At 72.4% G+C, this 17794-nt stretch carries 14 protein-coding genes; 8 read left to right on the top strand and 6 right to left on the bottom strand.

The window, feature by feature from the left end; translation table 11 throughout:
* Window positions 1-14: 14 nt before the first annotated feature.
* Window positions 15-1061 carry a substrate-binding domain-containing protein gene (locus M1L56_RS03345; protein WP_067950678.1) on the bottom strand — a complete coding sequence of 349 codons (1047 nt, stop codon included), beginning with the start codon at window positions 1059-1061 and terminating at the stop codon, window positions 15-17.
* A gap of 298 nt (window positions 1062-1359) precedes the next feature.
* Here M1L56_RS03345 and M1L56_RS03340 point away from each other — a divergent pair, with 298 nt between their 5' ends.
* From M1L56_RS03340 to M1L56_RS03310, 7 genes are all read left to right on the top strand, one after another.
* On the top strand, window positions 1360-2844 hold the full coding sequence (locus M1L56_RS03340; protein WP_248598150.1) for a sugar ABC transporter ATP-binding protein: 1485 nt from the start codon (window positions 1360-1362) through the stop codon (window positions 2842-2844).
* Complete coding sequence (locus M1L56_RS03335) at window positions 2841-3890, top strand: ABC transporter permease (RefSeq protein ID WP_248598149.1); 1050 nt, start codon at window positions 2841-2843, stop codon at window positions 3888-3890. The genes M1L56_RS03340 and M1L56_RS03335 overlap by 4 nt, the downstream gene beginning before the upstream one ends.
* 141 nt (window positions 3891-4031) lie before the next feature.
* Window positions 4032-5210, top strand: coding sequence for an ROK family transcriptional regulator (locus M1L56_RS03330; RefSeq protein WP_067950682.1), 1179 nt, complete (start codon window positions 4032-4034; stop codon window positions 5208-5210).
* 191 nt (window positions 5211-5401) lie between these two features.
* A complete protein-coding gene (locus M1L56_RS03325) occupies window positions 5402-7468 on the top strand; it encodes a cell wall-binding repeat-containing protein (protein WP_248598148.1) in 2067 nt (688 codons plus the stop codon).
* A 97-nt stretch (window positions 7469-7565) separates the two neighbouring features.
* Window positions 7566-8243 carry a YqaJ viral recombinase family protein gene (locus M1L56_RS03320; RefSeq protein WP_082847358.1) on the top strand — a complete coding sequence of 226 codons (678 nt, stop codon included), beginning with the start codon at window positions 7566-7568 and terminating at the stop codon, window positions 8241-8243.
* Window positions 8240-9013, top strand: a complete 774-nt coding sequence (locus tag M1L56_RS03315) for an alpha/beta fold hydrolase (protein WP_248598147.1) — start codon at window positions 8240-8242, stop codon at window positions 9011-9013. The genes M1L56_RS03320 and M1L56_RS03315 overlap by 4 nt, the downstream gene beginning before the upstream one ends.
* Window positions 9014-9201: 188 nt before the next feature.
* Window positions 9202-10587 carry a deoxyribodipyrimidine photo-lyase gene (locus M1L56_RS03310; RefSeq protein ID WP_248598146.1) on the top strand — a complete coding sequence of 462 codons (1386 nt, stop codon included), beginning with the start codon at window positions 9202-9204 and terminating at the stop codon, window positions 10585-10587.
* Here M1L56_RS03310 and M1L56_RS03305 read toward each other — a convergent pair.
* Complete coding sequence (locus tag M1L56_RS03305) at window positions 10571-11206, bottom strand: N-acetyltransferase (protein WP_248598145.1); 636 nt, start codon at window positions 11204-11206, stop codon at window positions 10571-10573. The two genes, M1L56_RS03310 and M1L56_RS03305, sit on opposite strands and share 17 nt — an antisense overlap.
* 149 nt (window positions 11207-11355) lie before the next feature.
* On the opposite strand from M1L56_RS03305, the gene M1L56_RS03300 reads away from it, so the two are divergent.
* On the top strand, window positions 11356-12705 hold the full coding sequence (locus M1L56_RS03300; RefSeq protein ID WP_248598144.1) for an ATP-binding protein: 1350 nt from the start codon (window positions 11356-11358) through the stop codon (window positions 12703-12705).
* Between the two features lie 12 nt (window positions 12706-12717).
* On the opposite strand, the gene M1L56_RS03295 is transcribed toward M1L56_RS03300, so the two are convergent.
* The 4 genes from M1L56_RS03295 to M1L56_RS03280 form a co-directional block, all read right to left on the bottom strand.
* Complete coding sequence (locus M1L56_RS03295; protein WP_248598143.1) at window positions 12718-13236, bottom strand: DUF421 domain-containing protein; 519 nt, start codon at window positions 13234-13236, stop codon at window positions 12718-12720.
* A 180-nt stretch (window positions 13237-13416) separates the two neighbouring features.
* Complete coding sequence (aceB, locus tag M1L56_RS03290; protein WP_248598142.1) at window positions 13417-15084, bottom strand: malate synthase A; 1668 nt, start codon at window positions 15082-15084, stop codon at window positions 13417-13419.
* Between the two features lie 35 nt (window positions 15085-15119).
* Window positions 15120-16442, bottom strand: a complete 1323-nt coding sequence (gene aceA / locus M1L56_RS03285) for an isocitrate lyase (RefSeq protein WP_248598141.1) — start codon at window positions 16440-16442, stop codon at window positions 15120-15122.
* Window positions 16443-16623: 181 nt separating this feature from the next.
* Complete coding sequence (locus tag M1L56_RS03280; protein WP_248598140.1) at window positions 16624-17667, bottom strand: hypothetical protein; 1044 nt, start codon at window positions 17665-17667, stop codon at window positions 16624-16626.
* Window positions 17668-17794 lie beyond the last annotated feature (127 nt).

Below are 17794 nucleotides of genomic sequence, written 5' to 3'. Positions count from 1 at the left end.
GCCTGTGGATCGGGTCAGGACTCGAATGCGAAGTCGATGTAGTCGTCGACGTTGTCCTTCGTGACGACCGGCGCGTCGAGCACGATGCGGTAGGGAACGCTCGGCGTGTACAGGTCGCCCATGGTCTTCGACTGCGCGATGAGGCGCGCCAGCGCGATGCCGTCGGCGGCCTGCGTCGACGGGTAGATCACGGTCGCCTCGAGGACCGAGTCGCCGGACTCGATCGCGCGCATGGCGTTCGCGCTGCCCGCACCGCCGACCATGAAGAACTCGTCGCGTCCGGCGGCGTCGATCGCCGCGAGGACGCCGACACCCTGGTCGTCGTCGTGGTTCCAGATCGCGTCGATCTGCGGAGCGGCCGAGAGCAGCTGCGAGGTGACCGCCTCGCCGCCCTGGATGGTGAAGTCCGCTGCGACGCGGTTGTTCACCTCGAGGCCGCACTCGGAGAGCGCGTCGGCGAAGCCGCGCGAGCGGTCCTGCGTCAGCGGCAGCGAGTCGATGCCCGCGATCTCGGCGACCACGGCGTCGGGCTGGTCGCCCAGGCGCTCGCAGATGTAGCTGCCGGCCGAGACGCCCATGCCGTAGTTGTCGCCGAGGATCGTGGCGCGCGCGGCGGCGGGCGAGGAGAACTCGCGGTCGACGTTGATGACCGGGATGCCGGCCTCCATGGCCTTGGTCGCGGCCTCGGTGAGCGCGGCGCCGTCGGTGGGCAGCAGCACGATCGCGTCGACGCCCTCGTTGACGAACGTCTCGACCTGGCTGATCTGGAGGTTGGCGTCGTTCGTGCCCTCGGCGACGCGCAGCTCGACGTCGGGGTAGCTCTCGGCGGCGGCGATCGCGGCCGAGTTGATCGCACCCAGCCAGCCGTGGTCGGCGGCGGGACCCGAGAAGCCGATGACGACCGTGTCGCCTGCCTCCGCGTTCTGCTCGGCCGAGCCCTTGTTCTCCACGACGGCGGACTCCGAGCCGCCGGCGGTGCAGCCGGCCAGCAGACCGGCGACGGCGAGCGAGGCGCCCGCCATGACCAGGGTGCGGGCGCGGGAAGTGCGCGTGACACTCATTGTTGTTGTCCTCTCATTGGATGTGACGCATCGCCGCCAGATGGACCCCATCCGCCGGGGGTGTGTCGCACCCACGAACCGAGTCCACGCTGACGTGCGGCGAGCGTAACAGAAGATCGCGGCTCGTGCGCAACTTATGTTTGGAAATCGGCAAAAGTGCCATCAGGCTCCGGATGGCGCCGTGCCCCTCGAACACGGGCCAGGCGCGTCATCCGAAGACCTCAGGGCTTGCGTCATCGCGAGTTGCAGTTATGCTGTGCGAGTGATCAAAGACGACCATTCTCCGGCATTACTCCGCATGAGCGGCATCTCGAAGGCCTTCTCGGGCGTTCAGGCGCTCAAGGGCGTCGACCTCGAGATCGTCGCCGGCGAGGTGCACTGCATCCTCGGCCAGAACGGCGCGGGCAAGTCCACGCTGATCAAGACGCTCGCCGGCGTGCACGCGCCCGATTCCGGAACCATCGTCTGGAACGGCGAGGAGGTGGCGCTCTCCTCCCCGCAGGACGCCATCGACCTCGGCATCGCGACGATGTACCAGGAGCTCGACGTCGTCGACGGGCTCACCGTCGCCGAGAACATCTTCCTCGGCCACGAGCTCGCCGTCGGCGGGTTCACCCGGTCGGGCGAGGCCAACGCGCGCGCACGCCGACTGCTCGAGCGCCTCGGCCACGGCACCCTCCCGCCCACGCGCGAGGTGGGATCGCTGAGCGCGGCCAACAAGCAGATCGTGAGCATGGCCCGCGCCCTGTCGCACGACACGAAGCTCATCATCATGGACGAGCCCTCCGCGGTGCTCGACAGCGAGGAGGTCAAGAACCTCTTCCGCGTCGTGCGCGAGCTCACCGCCGCCGGGATCGCCGTCGTCTACATCACCCACCGCCTCGAGGAGATCCGCGAGATCGGCGACCGCATCTCGGTGCTGAAGGACGGACGGAGCACGGCCAACGGGCTCCCCGTCGGCGACACCCCCACGTCCGAGCTCATCCGCCTCATGACGGGACGGTCGGTGGCCAACGTCTTCCCGCCCGCCGTCCCCGTCCCCGGCGACGCCGAGGTCCTCCTCGACGTGCGCGACCTCGGGCTCGACGGCGTCTTCGAGGACGTGAGCTTCACGGTCCGGGCCGGTGAGATCGTCGGGCTCGCCGGGCTCGTGGGCTCCGGCCGCTCCGAGATCCTGGAGACCGTCTACGGCGCCCGGCGCGCCACCTCCGGCACGGTCCGCGTGAAGGGCCGCCAGCTCCGTCGCGGTTCCGTCCGCGACGCCGTGCGCTCGGGCATCGGGCTCTCGCCCGAGGAGCGCAAGAGCCAGGGCCTGCTACTCGACGAGCCCATCTACCAGAACGTGACGCTCTCGTCGTTCGCCCGATACGCCCGCGCCGGGTTCGTCAACGAGAAGGCGGAGCGGCGCGTGGCGACCGAGCAGATCTCGGCGCTGCAGCTCCGGCCCGCCGATCCGGACCGTCCCGCCCGGACCCTCTCGGGCGGCAACCAGCAGAAGATCCTGCTGGCCCGCTGGCTCGTCAACCGCACTTCGGTGCTGCTGCTCGACGAGCCCACCCGCGGCGTCGACGTCGGGGCGCGCGCCGAGATCTACGCGCTCATCCGCCGGCTCGCGGCGAACGGCGACGCGGTCGTCATCGTCTCGAGCGAGATCGAGGAGGTGCTCGGCCTCGCCGACACCGTGCTCGTCATCGCCGACGGGCGGGTGCTCAGCACCGTGCAGGCAGATCAGATCGACGAGCACCGCGTGCTCGACCTCATCATGGAAGGAACCGCCGCGTGAGCGAGCAGCAGACCATCACCCCCGCCGAGCCCGCCCCCGCGAGCGAGACGGCCGCCCCCGCGCCGCGCCGCTTCGACGCACGCGCCCTTCTCAGCGGCTCCGTCGGCCGCAACCTCGGCCTCATCCTCGCCCTCGCCGCGCTCTTCGCGGTGGGCGCGATCACGGCCGGCGACCGCTTCACCGCGATCGACAACATCCTCGTCATCCTGCGGCTCGCCTCGATCATCGGGGTCATCTCGATCGGCATGACGTTCGTCATCATCGGCGGCGGCATCGACCTGTCGGTGGGCTCGGTCATGGGGCTCGCCTCGGTCGTGGCCACCCTCTCGGCCGTGCAGGCCGCGGCGGAGAGCTCGACCTGGGTCGTGATGGTCTTCGTCGCCCTCGCCGTCGGCCTGGCCGCGGGCTTCATCAACGGCTTCGTCATCGCGTACGGCAAGGTCGTGGCGTTCATGGCGACCCTCGCGATGCTCGTCGCCGCGCGCGGTCTCGCCGAGATCCTCGCCAACCGCCAGACCCAGGTCGTGCGCGTGCCGGAGTTCCAGCAGTTCATGAACCTCGACCTGCTCGGCATCGACATGCTCATCTGGATCTTCATCCTCGTCGCCGGCGCCGGCTGGATCCTCCTGAACCGCACGACCTTCGGCCGCCGCACCGTCGCGGTCGGCGGCAACCGCGAGGCGGCGCGTCTCGCCGGTGTCGCGGTCCGGCGCCACACCATGTACCTCTACGCGCTCGCGGGGCTCACCGCCGGCATCGCGGCCATCATGATCCTCGGCCGCACCACCGCGGGCACGTCGACGCACGGCACGCTCTACGAGCTCGACGCGATCGCCGCGGTCGTCGTCGGCGGCACGCTCCTCGCAGGTGGCCGGGGCACGATCACCGGCACGGTGTTCGGCGTGCTCATCTTCGCGACGCTCACCAACGTGTTCACGCAGAACAACCTCTCCACCTCGGTCCAGGCGGTGGCGAAGGGCGTGATCATCGTGGTGGCGGTGCTGCTCCAGCAGCGGTTCTCGGGCCAGAACACGCGATCGCACTAGACCGGGCCCGGAGGGGCCCCGACCCGGCAATCGCATGCGAAGTCATGGGAGTTCCGCCACCGCATATGGGAGAATCGGCATATGAATGACAGAAGTCCGGGCGACGTGCGACCCCATGTGAATGCGCTGGGGTCCACGGCGATGAGCGATCTGTTCCAGATCCTCCGCGACGGGCAGCCGCGCACCCGCAGCGAACTCGCCGCGATCACCGGACTCGCGCGCACGACGGTCGCCATGCGCATCGACGCGCTCACCGACCTGGGCCTCGTCGGCCCGGTCGGCGAGGCCGCGTCGACCGGCGGCCGGCCCTCCTCCCTCTTCGCCATCACGGCGAGCGACCGGTACGTGATCGGCATCGACATCGGCGCCTCGCATGTGCGTGCCGCGCTGAGCGACATCACGGGTCGCATGCTCGAGGAGACCAACTCGACCATCGCGGTCGCGGAGGGTCCGCGCGTCGTCCTCGACGCGGCGATCGCCGCCTCCCGCGAGCTGATCCAGCGCGCCGGACGCCGCATCGACGACCTGCTCGCCATCGGCATCGGCCTCCCGGGCCCCGTCGAGTTCAGCACGGGCCGTCCGATCAATCCGCCGATCATGCCGGGGTGGGACCGCTTCGACGTGGCGGGGTGGATCCGGCAGGAGCTCGACGTGCCGGTGCTCGTCGACAACGACGTCAACATCATGGCCCTCGGCGAGCGCGAGCGCGCCTGGCCCGACGTCGACCACCTCCTGTTCGTCAAGATCGCGACGGGCATCGGCGCGGGCGTCATCTCCGGCGGCTTCCTGCAGCGCGGCGCGCAGGGCACCGCCGGCGACATCGGGCACGTCTACGTCTCCCGCGGCGCCGAGATCGCCTGCAACTGCGGCAACTTCGGATGCCTCGAGGCACTCGCCTCGGGCAGCGCGATCGCGCGATCGCTCACCGCCGCCGGCATCCCCGCCCAGAACTCCCGCGACGTGGTCGACCTCGTCAAGAACGGCAACGTCAACGCCATCCAGGCGGTCCGCCAGGCCGGGCGCGACGTCGGCGAGGTCCTCACCACGTGCGTCAGCCTCATGAACCCGTCGGTGATCGTGCTGGGCGGTGCGATGGCCGAGGCCGGCGAGCACCTCATCGCCGGCGTGCGCGAGGTCGTGTACCGCCGCTCGATGCCGCTCGCGACCGAGGCGCTGCACATCACGCTCTCCCAGACGGGCGCCGACGCGGCCGTCCACGGCGCGACGATGCTCGCCATCCACCACTCGCTCTCCCCCGCCAACATCGAGGCGATGATCGCGCAGTCCGCTGGCGGCGCCGGCCTCCGCGCCGTCAAGTAGCGACGCGCACGCCGTCCTCGCGGCGCGGCGGACGCCGCACATACCCCGCGTCTTGGGGACTGCCCCGGCCCGTCGGCGGCGAGTAGCGTCGCAGGACCGCGCCCGGCCGGAGCGACCCGAGCCCCGGACCCACGGGAGCGGCGGAGGCGCACCCCGTCAACGCCCCCGCCCGTGCGGTGGAGGGCAGAACCATGAGGCGCTGGATCGCCACGATCGCCGCGGCGACGTTCATCACGGCGGGCCTGGCCGCAGCCCCGGCTGCGGCCACGCCGAAGCCCGAACCCGATCCGCGTGCGACCTCGGTGCCACGGCCCCCCGAGCCGCCCGGCCGGCCCGACGACCCGCCGCGCGACCAGGGCCCGCCGGAGGAGCCGAGCGAGGTGCTCGAGGAGCTCCGGGCGCCGACCGACGTCGACCGGTCCCTCGAGGCCGGGATCCAGGCGGCCCCCGTCACCAACCGCATCGTCGGCACGGCGCTCGCCGCCGGCGGCACCGGCTCAGTGCGCGCGGCCACACTGAACACGACGGCATCGGTCACCGATCGCACGGCGCAGCGGGCGGGCGGCGCCGACCGCTACGCCACCGCGATCGCCCTCAGCTCCCTGCACTTCACCGCTGGCGCCTCGGACGTGTTCATCGCCGGCGGCGAGACCTTCCCCGACGGCCTCTCGGCGGCCACGGTCGCGGGTGACCGGCGCGGCCCGGTGCTGCTCACCAGGGCCACCGCGCTGCCCGCGGGCGTCGCCGCCGAACTGGCCCGGCTCGCGCCGAAGAACATCTGGATCGTGGGCGGCACCGGTGCCGTCAGCGCGGGCGTCGCGTCGGCCGTGCAGCAGGCCGTGCCGACCGCCGCGGTCGAGCGCCTCGCCGGTGCCGACCGGTACGCCACCGCGGCGGCGCTCTCGAAGCGCTTCTTCCCCAGCCGTCCGCCGGCGGCGTTCGTCGTCAGCGGCAACGACTTCCCCGACGCCCTCGGCGCCGGTCCGGCCGCCGCCCAGCAGGACGCCCCGACGCTGCTCGTCGCCGCCAACTCCGTGCCCAAGGCGACCGAGACCGAGCTCGCGCGCCTGCGACCGCCCGTCGTGTACATCGCCGGCGGCACGGGCGTCGTGAGCGACACGGTCGCCTCGCGCATCCGCTCGCTCACCGGCGGCCAGGTGGTGCGCGTGGCCGGCGCCGACCGGTACGCGACGGCCGCCGCCATCGCGGATCGCTTCTTCAGGCCGACGACCAGCCGGGTCGTGCTCGCCTCCGGCCTGGCATTCCCCGACGGCCTCGGCGCGGGCGCCGTCGCGGGCGCCTCGGCGAGTCCGCTGCTCCTCGTCGACGGGGTCGACGTGCCGCCGCGCGCGACGCTCGACGCCGCCCGGCGGGTGTCCTGGTGGCTGCCCGACGACGGCCGCGTCATCCGCTACACCGTCGTCGCCCACCCCGACGACGACTTCGCGGCGTGGTCGCTCCTCGGCCAGCCCGACCCGCGCCGGTACGACGTGGTGATCGTCCTGACGACGGGCGAATCGAGCGGCTTCTGCACGGGCCAGCCGGTGAACAACCAGTGGATGAACCAGCAGTACCTGCCGCAGCCGCAGCCGACCGGGGTGCAGTACTCCGACCGGTGCATCAAGCACCGCATGGACAGCTGGCGGGTCTTCATGGACGGCACGGACGTCGGACCGGTCGGTTCGTGGCAGCGGTTGACCGGCGGCCCCGTCTCGCTCGGCGGGCGCGAGCTGCCGATCCCGCAGCGGCGGTCGTCCTCCGGTGCGGTCGAGCCGGCCGACTACTTCGACCTCTCGGTGGGGGCGGATGCCGCATTCGTGTCGTTCGACATGGGAGCGCTGCTGCCCGACGAGGTGCTGTGGGCGATCCAGACCACGCGCGGACTGGCCGACCGCTTCCCGACCCAGGTCGAGGGCGACGTCGTCGGCGCCGCGTTCTACAACGACGCGGGCACGGGCTACGCCAACACGAGCGCCGACCACAAGGCGGTGTACGACGCACTGGGCCGCAACGACCTCGGGATGCCGGGCAGCCAGTACTCGTCGGTCGGCCACGCCCAGTCCGGGCGGGCGTTCGGCGCCGCGGTCACCGGGTACTGCGGGTACATGTGCCACCCGGCCGCGTCCACGCCGTGGAAGGGGTCGATGGGGCACTTCCAGTACTCGTACGGCTGGTTGTCGCACGGCTACTGGACCCCGGGCACCGTCGACGCGCATGCGGGCTTCTCGCAGTACCAGTCCTTCGCGAAGTGGTACTGACCGGCGCGCGGTCCTCGCGGCGGCGCACGACGGCGGCCGGGGGTACCGTGGTGGGGTGACCCAGCCGTTCGCCCTCTTCGACCTCGAGGGCGGTGAGATGCGCGCCGCGACGCTCGCACCGCAGCGGCATCCGCATGAGCAGCGCGTGGTCGCCGATGCCGGTGACCGGGTGGCCTGGCTGCGGGCCCGCTCGCGGGGCGTGACGGCGACGGATGCCGCGAAGCTCGCGTCTGCGGCATCCGTGCGGGCTGCGGCGAACGAGAAGCTGTACGGCACGCGCGGCCGCGGATTCGGCGGCAGCCGCTTCACCGATCACGGACGCGAGCGCGAACCGGTGATCGCCTCGTGGGTGCTGCGCGAGCACGGGCTGGCTCCGTCGGCGCTGCTGTTCCACGCCGAGGCCGAGCGTCGCCACCTCGCGACGCCCGACGGCCTGCGCGTGGCGCCGAACGGCGCGCTCGAGCTGTGCGAGATCAAGACCACGTCGAAGCCGTGGCGCGGCATCCCCCGCAGCTACCTGCGCCAGGTGTGGTGGCAGCAGTACGTGCTCGGCGCGGAGCGCACGCTCGTCGTGTGGGAGCAGCACGACGGGTTCGTGCCGATCGGCGACCCGCAGTGCCGCTGGGTCGATCGCGACGAGAACCAGGTCGCGATGCTCGTGCGCCTCGCCAACCTGCTCCTCGAGGCGATCCGGCCGCAGCCGGGTGCCGTCGAGGCGGGCGGCTTCCGCGAGTCGCCCGATCGTTCCTTCTACCGTCCGGGGCCGCTCGCGTGAGGTTCGTGCTCCTGCACGGGCTCGGCGCCGACCGCGCGCAGCCGCTCGACCTGGTCGGGCCCGTGCTCGACGGGCTCGGCGTGCCCGCGAGCGACGTCGTCGCGCCCGACGTCCGCGCGCACGGCGCGTCGACGGTCGTCGGCGAACCGGCCGACTTCGCGCTCGACCGGTTGGCCGACGAGGTCGCCGCCGTCGCGCGCCACGCGGCCGGGGCCGACGAGCCCGCGACGATCGTCGGCATCTCGATGGGCGCCGCCATCGGGCTGCGGATCTGCCTGCGCGGACTGCTCCCGGTCGAGCGCGCGGTGTTCGTGCGGCCCGCGTTCGACGACCGGTCCCTCCCCGAGCACCTGCGCGCCTTCCCCGTGATCGGCGAGCTGCTGCGCGAGTCCGGACCCCGCGACGGCGCCGAGCGGTTCCGCCGCACCGAGCCCTACCTGCGGGTCGCGCGCGAGTCGCCCGCGGGCGGGCGCGGCCTCCTGTCGCAGTTCACGTCGACGGATGCCGCCCGCCGGGCGATCCGCCTCGTCGAGATCCCGCGCAACCGCGCCTTCGACGGCGAGCCCGAGCTCGGCGGACTCGCCGACCGCGGCATCCGCTCGCTCGTGGTCGGCGCGCCGCGCGACCCGGTGCACCCGTTCGCGCTCGCCGAGCGGTGGGCGGGCGCCCTGGGCTCGCCGCTCGCGCGGGTGCCGGCGCGCGACGACGGACAGGCGGCGCAGACCGCCGCCCTGCGCGACGCGGTCGGCCGGTGGCTCAGCGGGTCGTGACCGGCTCGGACCGGTCGTCGCCGGTCCCGGCGCATCGGTCTCCCGGACAGGAGGCCGGTCTGTCGAACATCGGCTCGTGCGGCGGACGCGATCGGTCGGATCGCGCCCGGCGAAGCGACGATCCGCGTCCGGCGTATTTCCAGTGAACGCCCAGCGAGCAGGCGGGGCGGCTCGGCTAGCGTCGAGCCATGAGCGCCGCGCCGTCCATCGTCTGGTTCCGCGACGACCTGCGGGTGGCCGACCATCCGGCGCTGCACGCGGCGGTCGAGCGCGGCGAACCGGTCGTGGCGGTGTACGTGCTCGACGAGGAGTCGCCCGGGATCCGTCCGCTCGGCGGCGCGGCGCGCTGGTGGCTGCACCACTCGCTCGCGTCCCTCGCCGACGACCTGCGCGAGCTCGGCGTGAAGCTCGTGTTGCGGCGCGGGCCGGCGGGACGCGTCATCCCCTCGCTCGTCGACGAGACCGGGGCGGGTGCCGCGTTCTGGAACCGCCGCTACGGCGCCGCCGAGCGTGAGGTCGACACCGACCTGAAGTCGTCCCTCGCCGAGGCGGGCCTCGAGGTGCGCAGCTTCGCCGGGTCGCTGCTGTTCGAGCCGTGGACGATCCGCACCGGCTCCGACACCCCGTTCTCGGTGTTCACCCCGTTCTGGAAGGCGTGCCTCGCGGCCGACGAGCCGCGGCATCCGCTGCCCGCCCCGTCACCCGGCGACCTCACCGGGGTCGGCGGCGCGTACGGACGCGGCGGCCCGGCGAGCGACGACCTCGACGAGTGGGCGCTGCTGCCCACGAAGCCCGACTGGGCGGGCGGCATCCGCGACACCTGGGAGCCCGGCGAGGCCGCCGCGCACGCGCGCCTCGACGAGTTCCTCGAGGACGACCTGCGCGATTACGCGAAGGGTCGCGACCGGCTCGACCGGCAGGTGACGAGCCGACTGTCGCCGCGGCTGCGCTGGGGCGAGCTGAGCCCGCACCAGGTCTGGCACGCCACGCGCGAGCGCGCCGCCGGCACCGAGGGCGCGCGCAAGTTCCTCTCCGAGGTCGGCTGGCGCGAGTTCGCGTGGCACATCCTGTTCCACTTCCCCGACCTCGCCACCAAGAGCTGGCGCAGCGAGTTCGACGCGTTCCCCTGGCCGCGGCTGAAGCCGTCCGCGCTCACCGCGTGGGAACGGGGTCGCACCGGAGTGCCGGTCGTCGACGCCGCCATGCGCGAGCTCTGGCACACGGGCGTCATGCACAACCGCGCCCGCATGATCTCGGCGTCGTTCCTCATCAAGAACCTGCTCATCGACTGGCGCCGCGGCGAGGAGTGGTTCTGGGACACCCTCGTCGACGCCGACCACGCCAACAACCCGTTCGGCTGGCAGTGGGTCGCGGGCTCCGGGGCGGATGCCGCACCGTACTTCCGCATCTTCAACCCCGAGCTGCAGCGCGAGAAGTTCGACCCCGACGGCGCCTACGTGAGCCGGTGGGTGCCCGAGTACGGCACCGACGACTACCCGGAGCCGATCGTCGACCTCAAGGCCACCCGCGACGCGGCCCTCGCCGCGTACGAGCAGGTCAAGGCAGCACGCTGATCGGCCCGGTCGCGGGCGGCGCGTCCTCCGCGAGGGGCCGCTCGAGCACGTAGTCGTGCTCCAGCCGGTCGCCCACCCGGAACCGCTTCGTGCCGACGACCTCGAACCCCTGCTTCTCGTAGAAGCGGATGGCGCGCCGGTTCTCCTGGTTCACGCCGAGCCAGACGACGGATGCCGCGGCGCGGGCCGCCGCGTCGAGGGTGGTCTCCATGAGCGCGCCGGCGACGCCCGCGCCGTGCACGGCGGGGTGCACGTACATCTTGCTGAGCTCGATCGCCGGTCGCGCGGTGACGGATGCCGCGGCATCCGCATCGGCCGGGACGCCGCCCGGGGTCGACACCAGCATCGACCAGCCGATGAGCCCGCCGGTCGCGACGACCGCCTCGGACGCGGCGAGCGCGGCCCCCGCCGGCGAGTCGTCGGGTTCGGCGACGTACAGGGTGCGGTCCGGATCGGCGAGGTACCCGGCGAAGTGCGGTTCGGTCAGGTGCCCGGCGATGAAGTCGGCGATCGACTCGGCCGTGGTCGAGGGCGGGCAGGCGAGCGGGAACGTCACGGCGGCGAGCCGCGCGAGCGCCTCGGCGTCGGCGGGCCTCGCGAGGCGGGTGCGTACGTTCACGCCTGCGACGCTACCGGGCGGCGGGCGCGAACGGCAGGGCCGCGCGGCAGCGGGCGCCGACGAATCGCCCTCGACGCCCGGCGGCGTCGCGTGAGAAGGTGTCGTCATCCGGCGGTCGACGGGGCACCGCCCGGGCGGAGGGGGTACGGATGTCGGGAGTGCTGGCGGCGTCGGTCGATGGTCGGTCGTTCACGACGAGCGCGGGCGAGGGCGCGCCCACGGGCACGCTCGTCCGGCTCGAGACGACGGATGGCGCGTGGCTCGGGCTCGTCGAGGCGGCGTCGTCCGACGGCGCGGAGGTCGGACGCGTGCTCGGCGTGCTCGGCGAGGACGGCGAGCTCGACCAGCGGTCGGACGCGCCGTTCCGCAACGCGCACGTGAAGCCCGCGGACGCGGCATCCGTCGACGCCCTGCACCGCGCCTCGCACGCGACGCTCGAGATCGGCTCGATGCTGGCCTCGCCGGGACCGGCGAAGCTCATCGGCACGCGCTTCAACCGGCACACGTTCTGGTGCGGGCAGTCCGGCTCGGGCAAGACCTACGCGCTTGGCGTGGTGCTCGAGCAGCTGCTCGCCCACACGGCCCTGCCGATCGTCGTGTTCGACCCGAACTCCGACTTCGTGCGGCTCGGCGAACTGCGCGACGGCGTGAGCGGGGCGGACGCCGCGGCGCTCGCGTCGCGCAACGTGCGCGTGCTGCGCCCCAACGGGCCCGACCCGCTGCTCGTGCACTTCCGGTCGCTGCCGATCGAGGCGAAGGCCGCGATCCTGCGGCTCGATCCGGTGGCCGACGCGCGCGAGTTCAACACGCTGCTGCACTCCGACGAGGTGGCGACCGCGCTCGACAAGGACACGCTGCTCGGCGAGCTGCGTGGCTCCGACGACCCGGGCCGGCAGGCGCTCGCGACCCGCATCGAGAACCTCGGCATGCTCGACTGGGAGGTGTGGGCGGGCCCGCGCACGCCGGTGAACGAGATCGTCGCCGAACGGCCGGATGCCACGGTGCTCGACCTCGGCGGCTTCTCGACGCCCGACCAGCACCTCTCGGTCGCGATCTCGGTGCTCGACGACCTGTGGGCGCGGCGCGCGGAGCGCCGCCCCGTGCTGCTCGTGATCGACGAGGCGCACAACCTGTGCTCGCCCGACCTCGTGACGCCGCTCGCCGTCGCGGTGCGCGAGCGGATCATCCAGATCGCGGCGGAGGGCCGCAAGTACGGGCTGTGGCTGCTGCTGTCGACGCAGCGCCCGTCCAAGATCCACCCGGGGATCATCTCGCAGTGCGACAACCTCGCCGTGATGAAGATGAGCTCGCCCGGCGACCTCGCCCAGCTCGGGTCGTACTTCGGCGTCGCACCGGCCGGGCTGCTGGCGATGTCGCCGTGGTTCCGCCAGGGCGAGGCGCTGTTCGCCGGCGGGTTCGTCCCCGCCCCCACGCTCGTGAAGATGGGCTCGCGCCTCACCCCCGAGGGCGGCGGCGACGTCGGCGTCCCCCTGCGGTGACGTCGATCCCGCTCACGCGGACGAGCCCGGCCGCAGGCTGCCGAGCGCCGACGCGTCGCCGAGCTTCGACCTGGTGATCACGCTGAGCTTCCCGTTCGTCTCGAGCACCACCGCGGCGATGTCGTCCAACCCGCCGGACCCCGATGCGCGGATCGCCTGCAGCACCTCCGACTCCGCGAGTCGGTTGTGCTCGAGCGCGACCCGGTCGAGCTCCCCGTCCCACACCACGAGCGTCGGTGAGGCGGTCACCGCCTCCCGGAGCCGCTCGGACCGAGATGAGGCGAAGGCCACGACGAGTTGGAGCAGGGCGAGCAGCGCGAGCGCGGCGGCCCCCTCGATGAACGACACCTCCGACGAGAGGAGGATCGTCGCCAACGTCGATCCGAGTGCGACGGTGACGATGAAATCGAACGCATTGAGCTGACCCAGCGTCCGCTTCCCGGAGACGCGCAGCACGACCACCAGCGTGACGTACGCGGCCGCTCCGACCAGCAGTACCCGGGCGACATCCCCCCACGAGTCGAACCACATGACCTGCTCCCTCCGCGCGCCGCGGGGGAACGCCACGTGCGGTGGCAGCTGGCCGCCACCGGGTGGTGGTACGGCGTCACCACCCGTACCCTTCGCGCCGCGGCACCGGTGGGGGCGGCACAGCGACGACGAGCGGATGCCGCGGGGCAGGGCCCCGCGGCATCCGTTCGTCTCGACCGCTCAGAGGAACCGGGCGTACGCCCCCACCGTCAGGAACGTCGGGAACTCCGGCTCCAGCGCGACCGACCGGAACACCGAGATCGCGTCGTCGAACCGGTCGCCCTCGAAGCGGGGCAGGTCGGCCACGGCCTTCGCCATGATCCGCACGATCGACGTCTGGTCGATGCGCGTGCCCTCGGCGGTGACCGTGTTGTCGTGCAGCCACTGCCACACCTGCGAACGCGAGATCTCCGCGGTCGCGGCGTCCTCCATCAGGTTGTCGATCGCCGCCGCCCCGGTCCCGCGGAGCCACGACTCGATGTACCGGATGCAGATCGAGATGTTGTCGTACACCCCCGCCTCGGTGACCTCGCCGCCCACCGACGGGATGTCGAGCAGCTGCGCCGCCGTCACCTCGACGTCGTCGCGGAGCCGGTCCACCTGGTTCGGCCGCTCCCCCAGCACCGCGTCGAACTCGGCGCGCGCCGTGGGGATGAGGTCGGGGTGCGCGACCCACGTGCCGTCGAAGCCGTCGGTCGCCTCGCGGCGCTTGTCGGCCGACACCGCGGCGAGCGCGCGCTCGGTGACTTCGGGGTCGCGACGGTTCGGGATGAACGCGCTCATGCCGCCGATCGCGTGCGCGCCCCGCTTGTGGCAGGTCTGCACGAGCAGTTCGGTGTAGGCCCGCATGAACGGCACCGTCATGGTGATCGACTTGCGGTCGGGCATCACCCAGCGGCGGCCGCGTGAACGGAACGTCTTCACGATCGAGAAGATGTAGTCCCAGCGGCCGGCGTTGAGGCCCGCGCAGTGGTCGCGCAGCTCGTAGAGGATCTCGTCCATCTGGAACGCGGCCTGGATCGTCTCGATGAGCACCGTCGCGCGGACGGTGCCCTGCGGGATGCCGAGCTCGTCCTGCGCGAAGACGAAGATGTCGTTCCAGAGCTTCGCCTCGCGGTGCGACTCGAGCTTCGGCAGGTAGAAGTACGGGCCGCGACCCTGCTCGATGAGCTTCCGGGCGTTGTGGAAGAAGTACAGCCCGAAGTCGACGAGCGAGCCCGACGCGTGCATCGCCCGGCCGGCGCGGTCGTGGAACCGCAGGTGCTTCTCGACGAGGTGCCAGCCGCGCGGACGGAACACGATCGTCGGCGTCTCCGTCGCCTTGATCCGGTACTCCTTGCCCTCGGGGCTCGTGTACTCGAGCTCGCCGCGGAGGAAGTCGAACAGGCTGAGCTGGCCCTCGATGACGTTCGCCCAGGTCGGGCTCGTGGCATCCTCGTGGTCGGCCAGCCACACCTTGGCGCCGGAGTTCAGCGCGTTGATCGCCATCTTGCGGTCGGTGGGGCCGGTGATCTCGACGCGGCGGTCCTCGAGGCCGGGGCCGGCACCCGCGACGCGCCACGACGCGTCGTTGCGGATCCACTCGGTCTCGGGGAGGAACTTCGGGTCGCGGCCGTTGGCGGCGTCGACCCGGGTCTGCAGGCGCTCGGCGAGCAGCTCGTGCCGGGTGCCGGCGAACCGGTCGTGCAGCCGGGCGAGGAACTGCAGCGCCTCGGGCGTGAGGATCTCGTCGTACCGCTCGCCGAACGGCGCGGTCACCTCGAGGTGCGGCTGCACCGTCTGGAACGCGGGCGCCGTGCGGGCCGGCTTCGGCTCATGCGTGGTCGGTCGATCGATGGTGATGGTCATGGTCTCGTCTCCTTCGCGGGCGGGACGCCCGTCGATCAGTGCTGGAACTGCTCTTCCTCGGTCGATCCGACGAGGGCGAGGGTCGCGCTGTTGGGGTTCAGCGCCGTGGCGATCTGGTCGAAGTAGCCGGTGCCGACCTCGCGCTGGTGGCGCGTGGCGGTGTAGCCGTCGGCCTCGGAGGCGAATTCGGCCTCCTGCAGCTCGACGTACGCGGACATGTGGCGCTCGTTGTAGTCCTTGGCGAGCGTGAACATGCCGTGGTTCAGGGAGTGGAAGCCCGCCAGGGTGATGAACTGGAACGCGTACCCCATGGCGGCGAGCTCACGCTGGAACTTCGCGATCTGGTCGTCGTCGAGGTGGCGCTTCCAGTTGAACGACGGCGAGCAGTTGTAGCTCAGGCGCTTGCCCGGGAACTTCGCGTGCACCGCCTCGGCGAAGCGGCGGGCGAGCTCGAGGTCGGGCTCGGCCGACTCGACCCACAGCAGGTCGGCGTACTCGGCGTACGCGAGGCCGCGGGCGATGACCGGCTCGATGCCGTTCTGCACCTGGTAGAAGCCCTCGGCGGTGCGCTCGCCGGTGACGAACGGCTTGTCGCGCTCGTCGTGGTCGCTCGTGAGCAGGGTCGCGGCGAGCGCGTCGGTGCGGGCGATGATGATCGAGGGCACGCCCGCGACATCCGCCGCCATGCGGGCCGCGTTGATCGTGCGGATGTGCTGGCCGGTCGGGACGAGCACCTTGCCGCCCATGTGGCCGCACTTCTTCTCGCTCGCCAGCTGGTCCTCCCAGTGCACGCCCGCCGCGCCCGCCTCGATCATCTGGTGCATGAGCTCGTAGGCGTTGAGCGGGCCGCCGAAGCCGGCCTCGGCGTCGGCGACGATCGGCGCCATCCAGTCGCGGTCGTCGGTGCCCTGCTCGACCTGGCCGGCCCGAAGCAGCGCGTTGTTGATGCGACGCACGACGGCGGGCACCGAGTTCGCCGGGTAGAGCGACTGGTCGGGGTAGGTCTGGCCGGAGAGGTTCGCGTCGGCGGCGACCTGCCAGCCCGACAGGTAGATGGCCTTGAGGCCCGCGCGGACCTGCTGCACGGCCTGGTTGCCGGTGAGGGCGCCGAGCGCCGCCGACCACTCCGGGTCCTCCATCGGCTCGAACGCGGTGCCGGTGTTCTTCCGGATGTTCTCCCACAGCTTCTCGGCACCGCGACGGGCGAGCGTGCGCTCCTCGCGGACCGGGCCGCGGAGGGCGATGACGTCCTCGGCGGTGTAGTCGCGCTTGACGCCCTCCCAGCGGGGGTCGGCGTCCCACTCGAGCTGCAGCTCGGCGGCGGTCTGGGTCTGGTCTCCGGGGCGGTTCGTGCTCATCGTGGTGCTCCTTCGGTGCAGCGGTGCGGATGTCTCGGTGTGTCCGTCCGGCGTCTCCTCCGACGTCGTCCGGGGGTCTGTGGCATCCACTCTGCAAGCGCTGCACCCACCCCGACCGCCGATCCGGGGGGTGAACTTTCCGCGTTCTTCCGCGCCGCGGAACAACCCCGCGCTGCGCGCCCTACTCATCCCGCTTCTGTGTCCCTCTCCGCCGGACCCGAATTGCCGGAATCGCCCGGGCGACACGACGATTCGAGTCCGCGGGACGTGCTCGGTCACGCCAACCGCGCTCGATGAGGGCACGACGCGTGCGCGCGACGAGCTCTTCCTCGCTCGTCGACCTGGTGACGCGGATGACGCACCAGCCGTCCTGCGCGAGGTCGTTGAGCCTCGCGACGTCGATCGCCCACTGCCGCGAGTCGAGCAGGTGCTGCTCGCCGTCATACTCCACGAGGACCCTGAACTCGCGGAATACCAGGTCGCCCCGGGTGCGCCGCCCCGACCGCAGCTCGATCACCGCGTTCGGCAGCGGCTCCGGCAATCCCGCGCGAACCAGCCGGAGCCGGGCGATGGTCTCCGGCCGGGAGAAGACGTTCGCCCGCAGGTGCGCGCGGGCGGTACGGAGTCGGCCCGCCCCCGCCCGACTCCCGTGACGGGCGATCGCCGCATCGATCCTCGCCGTCGACGTCAGCGGGGCGGGAAGGCCGAGCAGGCGATCTCCCGCGGCGATCAGGTCGTCGAGGTCGAGCGACGTCGCCAGGCTGCACCACGTGTCCTCCGGGCTCAGCATCCTGAGGCCGTCGCGCACGACCACGCGCGGAGCAGCCCGCGTGGAAGTGCCACGCACCCCGCGCCCGCGCGGCGCTCGCCCGCCGTCGACCGCGACGACGTGGACCGTCGACTCGCACTGCTCCTCGAGTCCGCGCGGCAGCGGTATCCCGTGCAGCACGGCCGCGGTCGCGCCGGCGAACGCGTGGGTCGGCGCCATGACCAGTGCGTAGGCGGCGCAGCGGCGGCCCACCCGCGCTCGGAATCGCGCGGCTTCATCCAGGCGCGCGTGCGCGGCGATCTCCCCCTCGGACGGCGGTGGAAGGCGAACACCATGGAACGGCGCCTCCAGGTCGCGGGCGCGAAGACGACGTGGACTCACGCCGGCCGAGAGCCCATCGGCGGCGCGGAAGGGCGCGGATCTCAACGTGGCGGGAAGCGGATTCGGTCGACGCACCCGACGATCATGGGACCGCTGGAACGCCTTCGCGTGCGCCGGCGCCACGGCTGTGCGAATGCACGCGCTCCACAGGACGAGCCCGGAGCGGTCGCACGACAGACGCATCGGGTCGGTATCGCGAGCG

Origin of the sequence: Agromyces sp. C10 (assembly GCF_023217995.1) — a bacterium.
GTDB lineage: Bacteria > Actinomycetota > Actinomycetes > Actinomycetales > Microbacteriaceae > Agromyces > Agromyces indicus.
The sequence above is the reverse complement of the archived record's forward strand: the minus strand, read 5'-3'. Positions and strand labels throughout refer to the sequence as shown.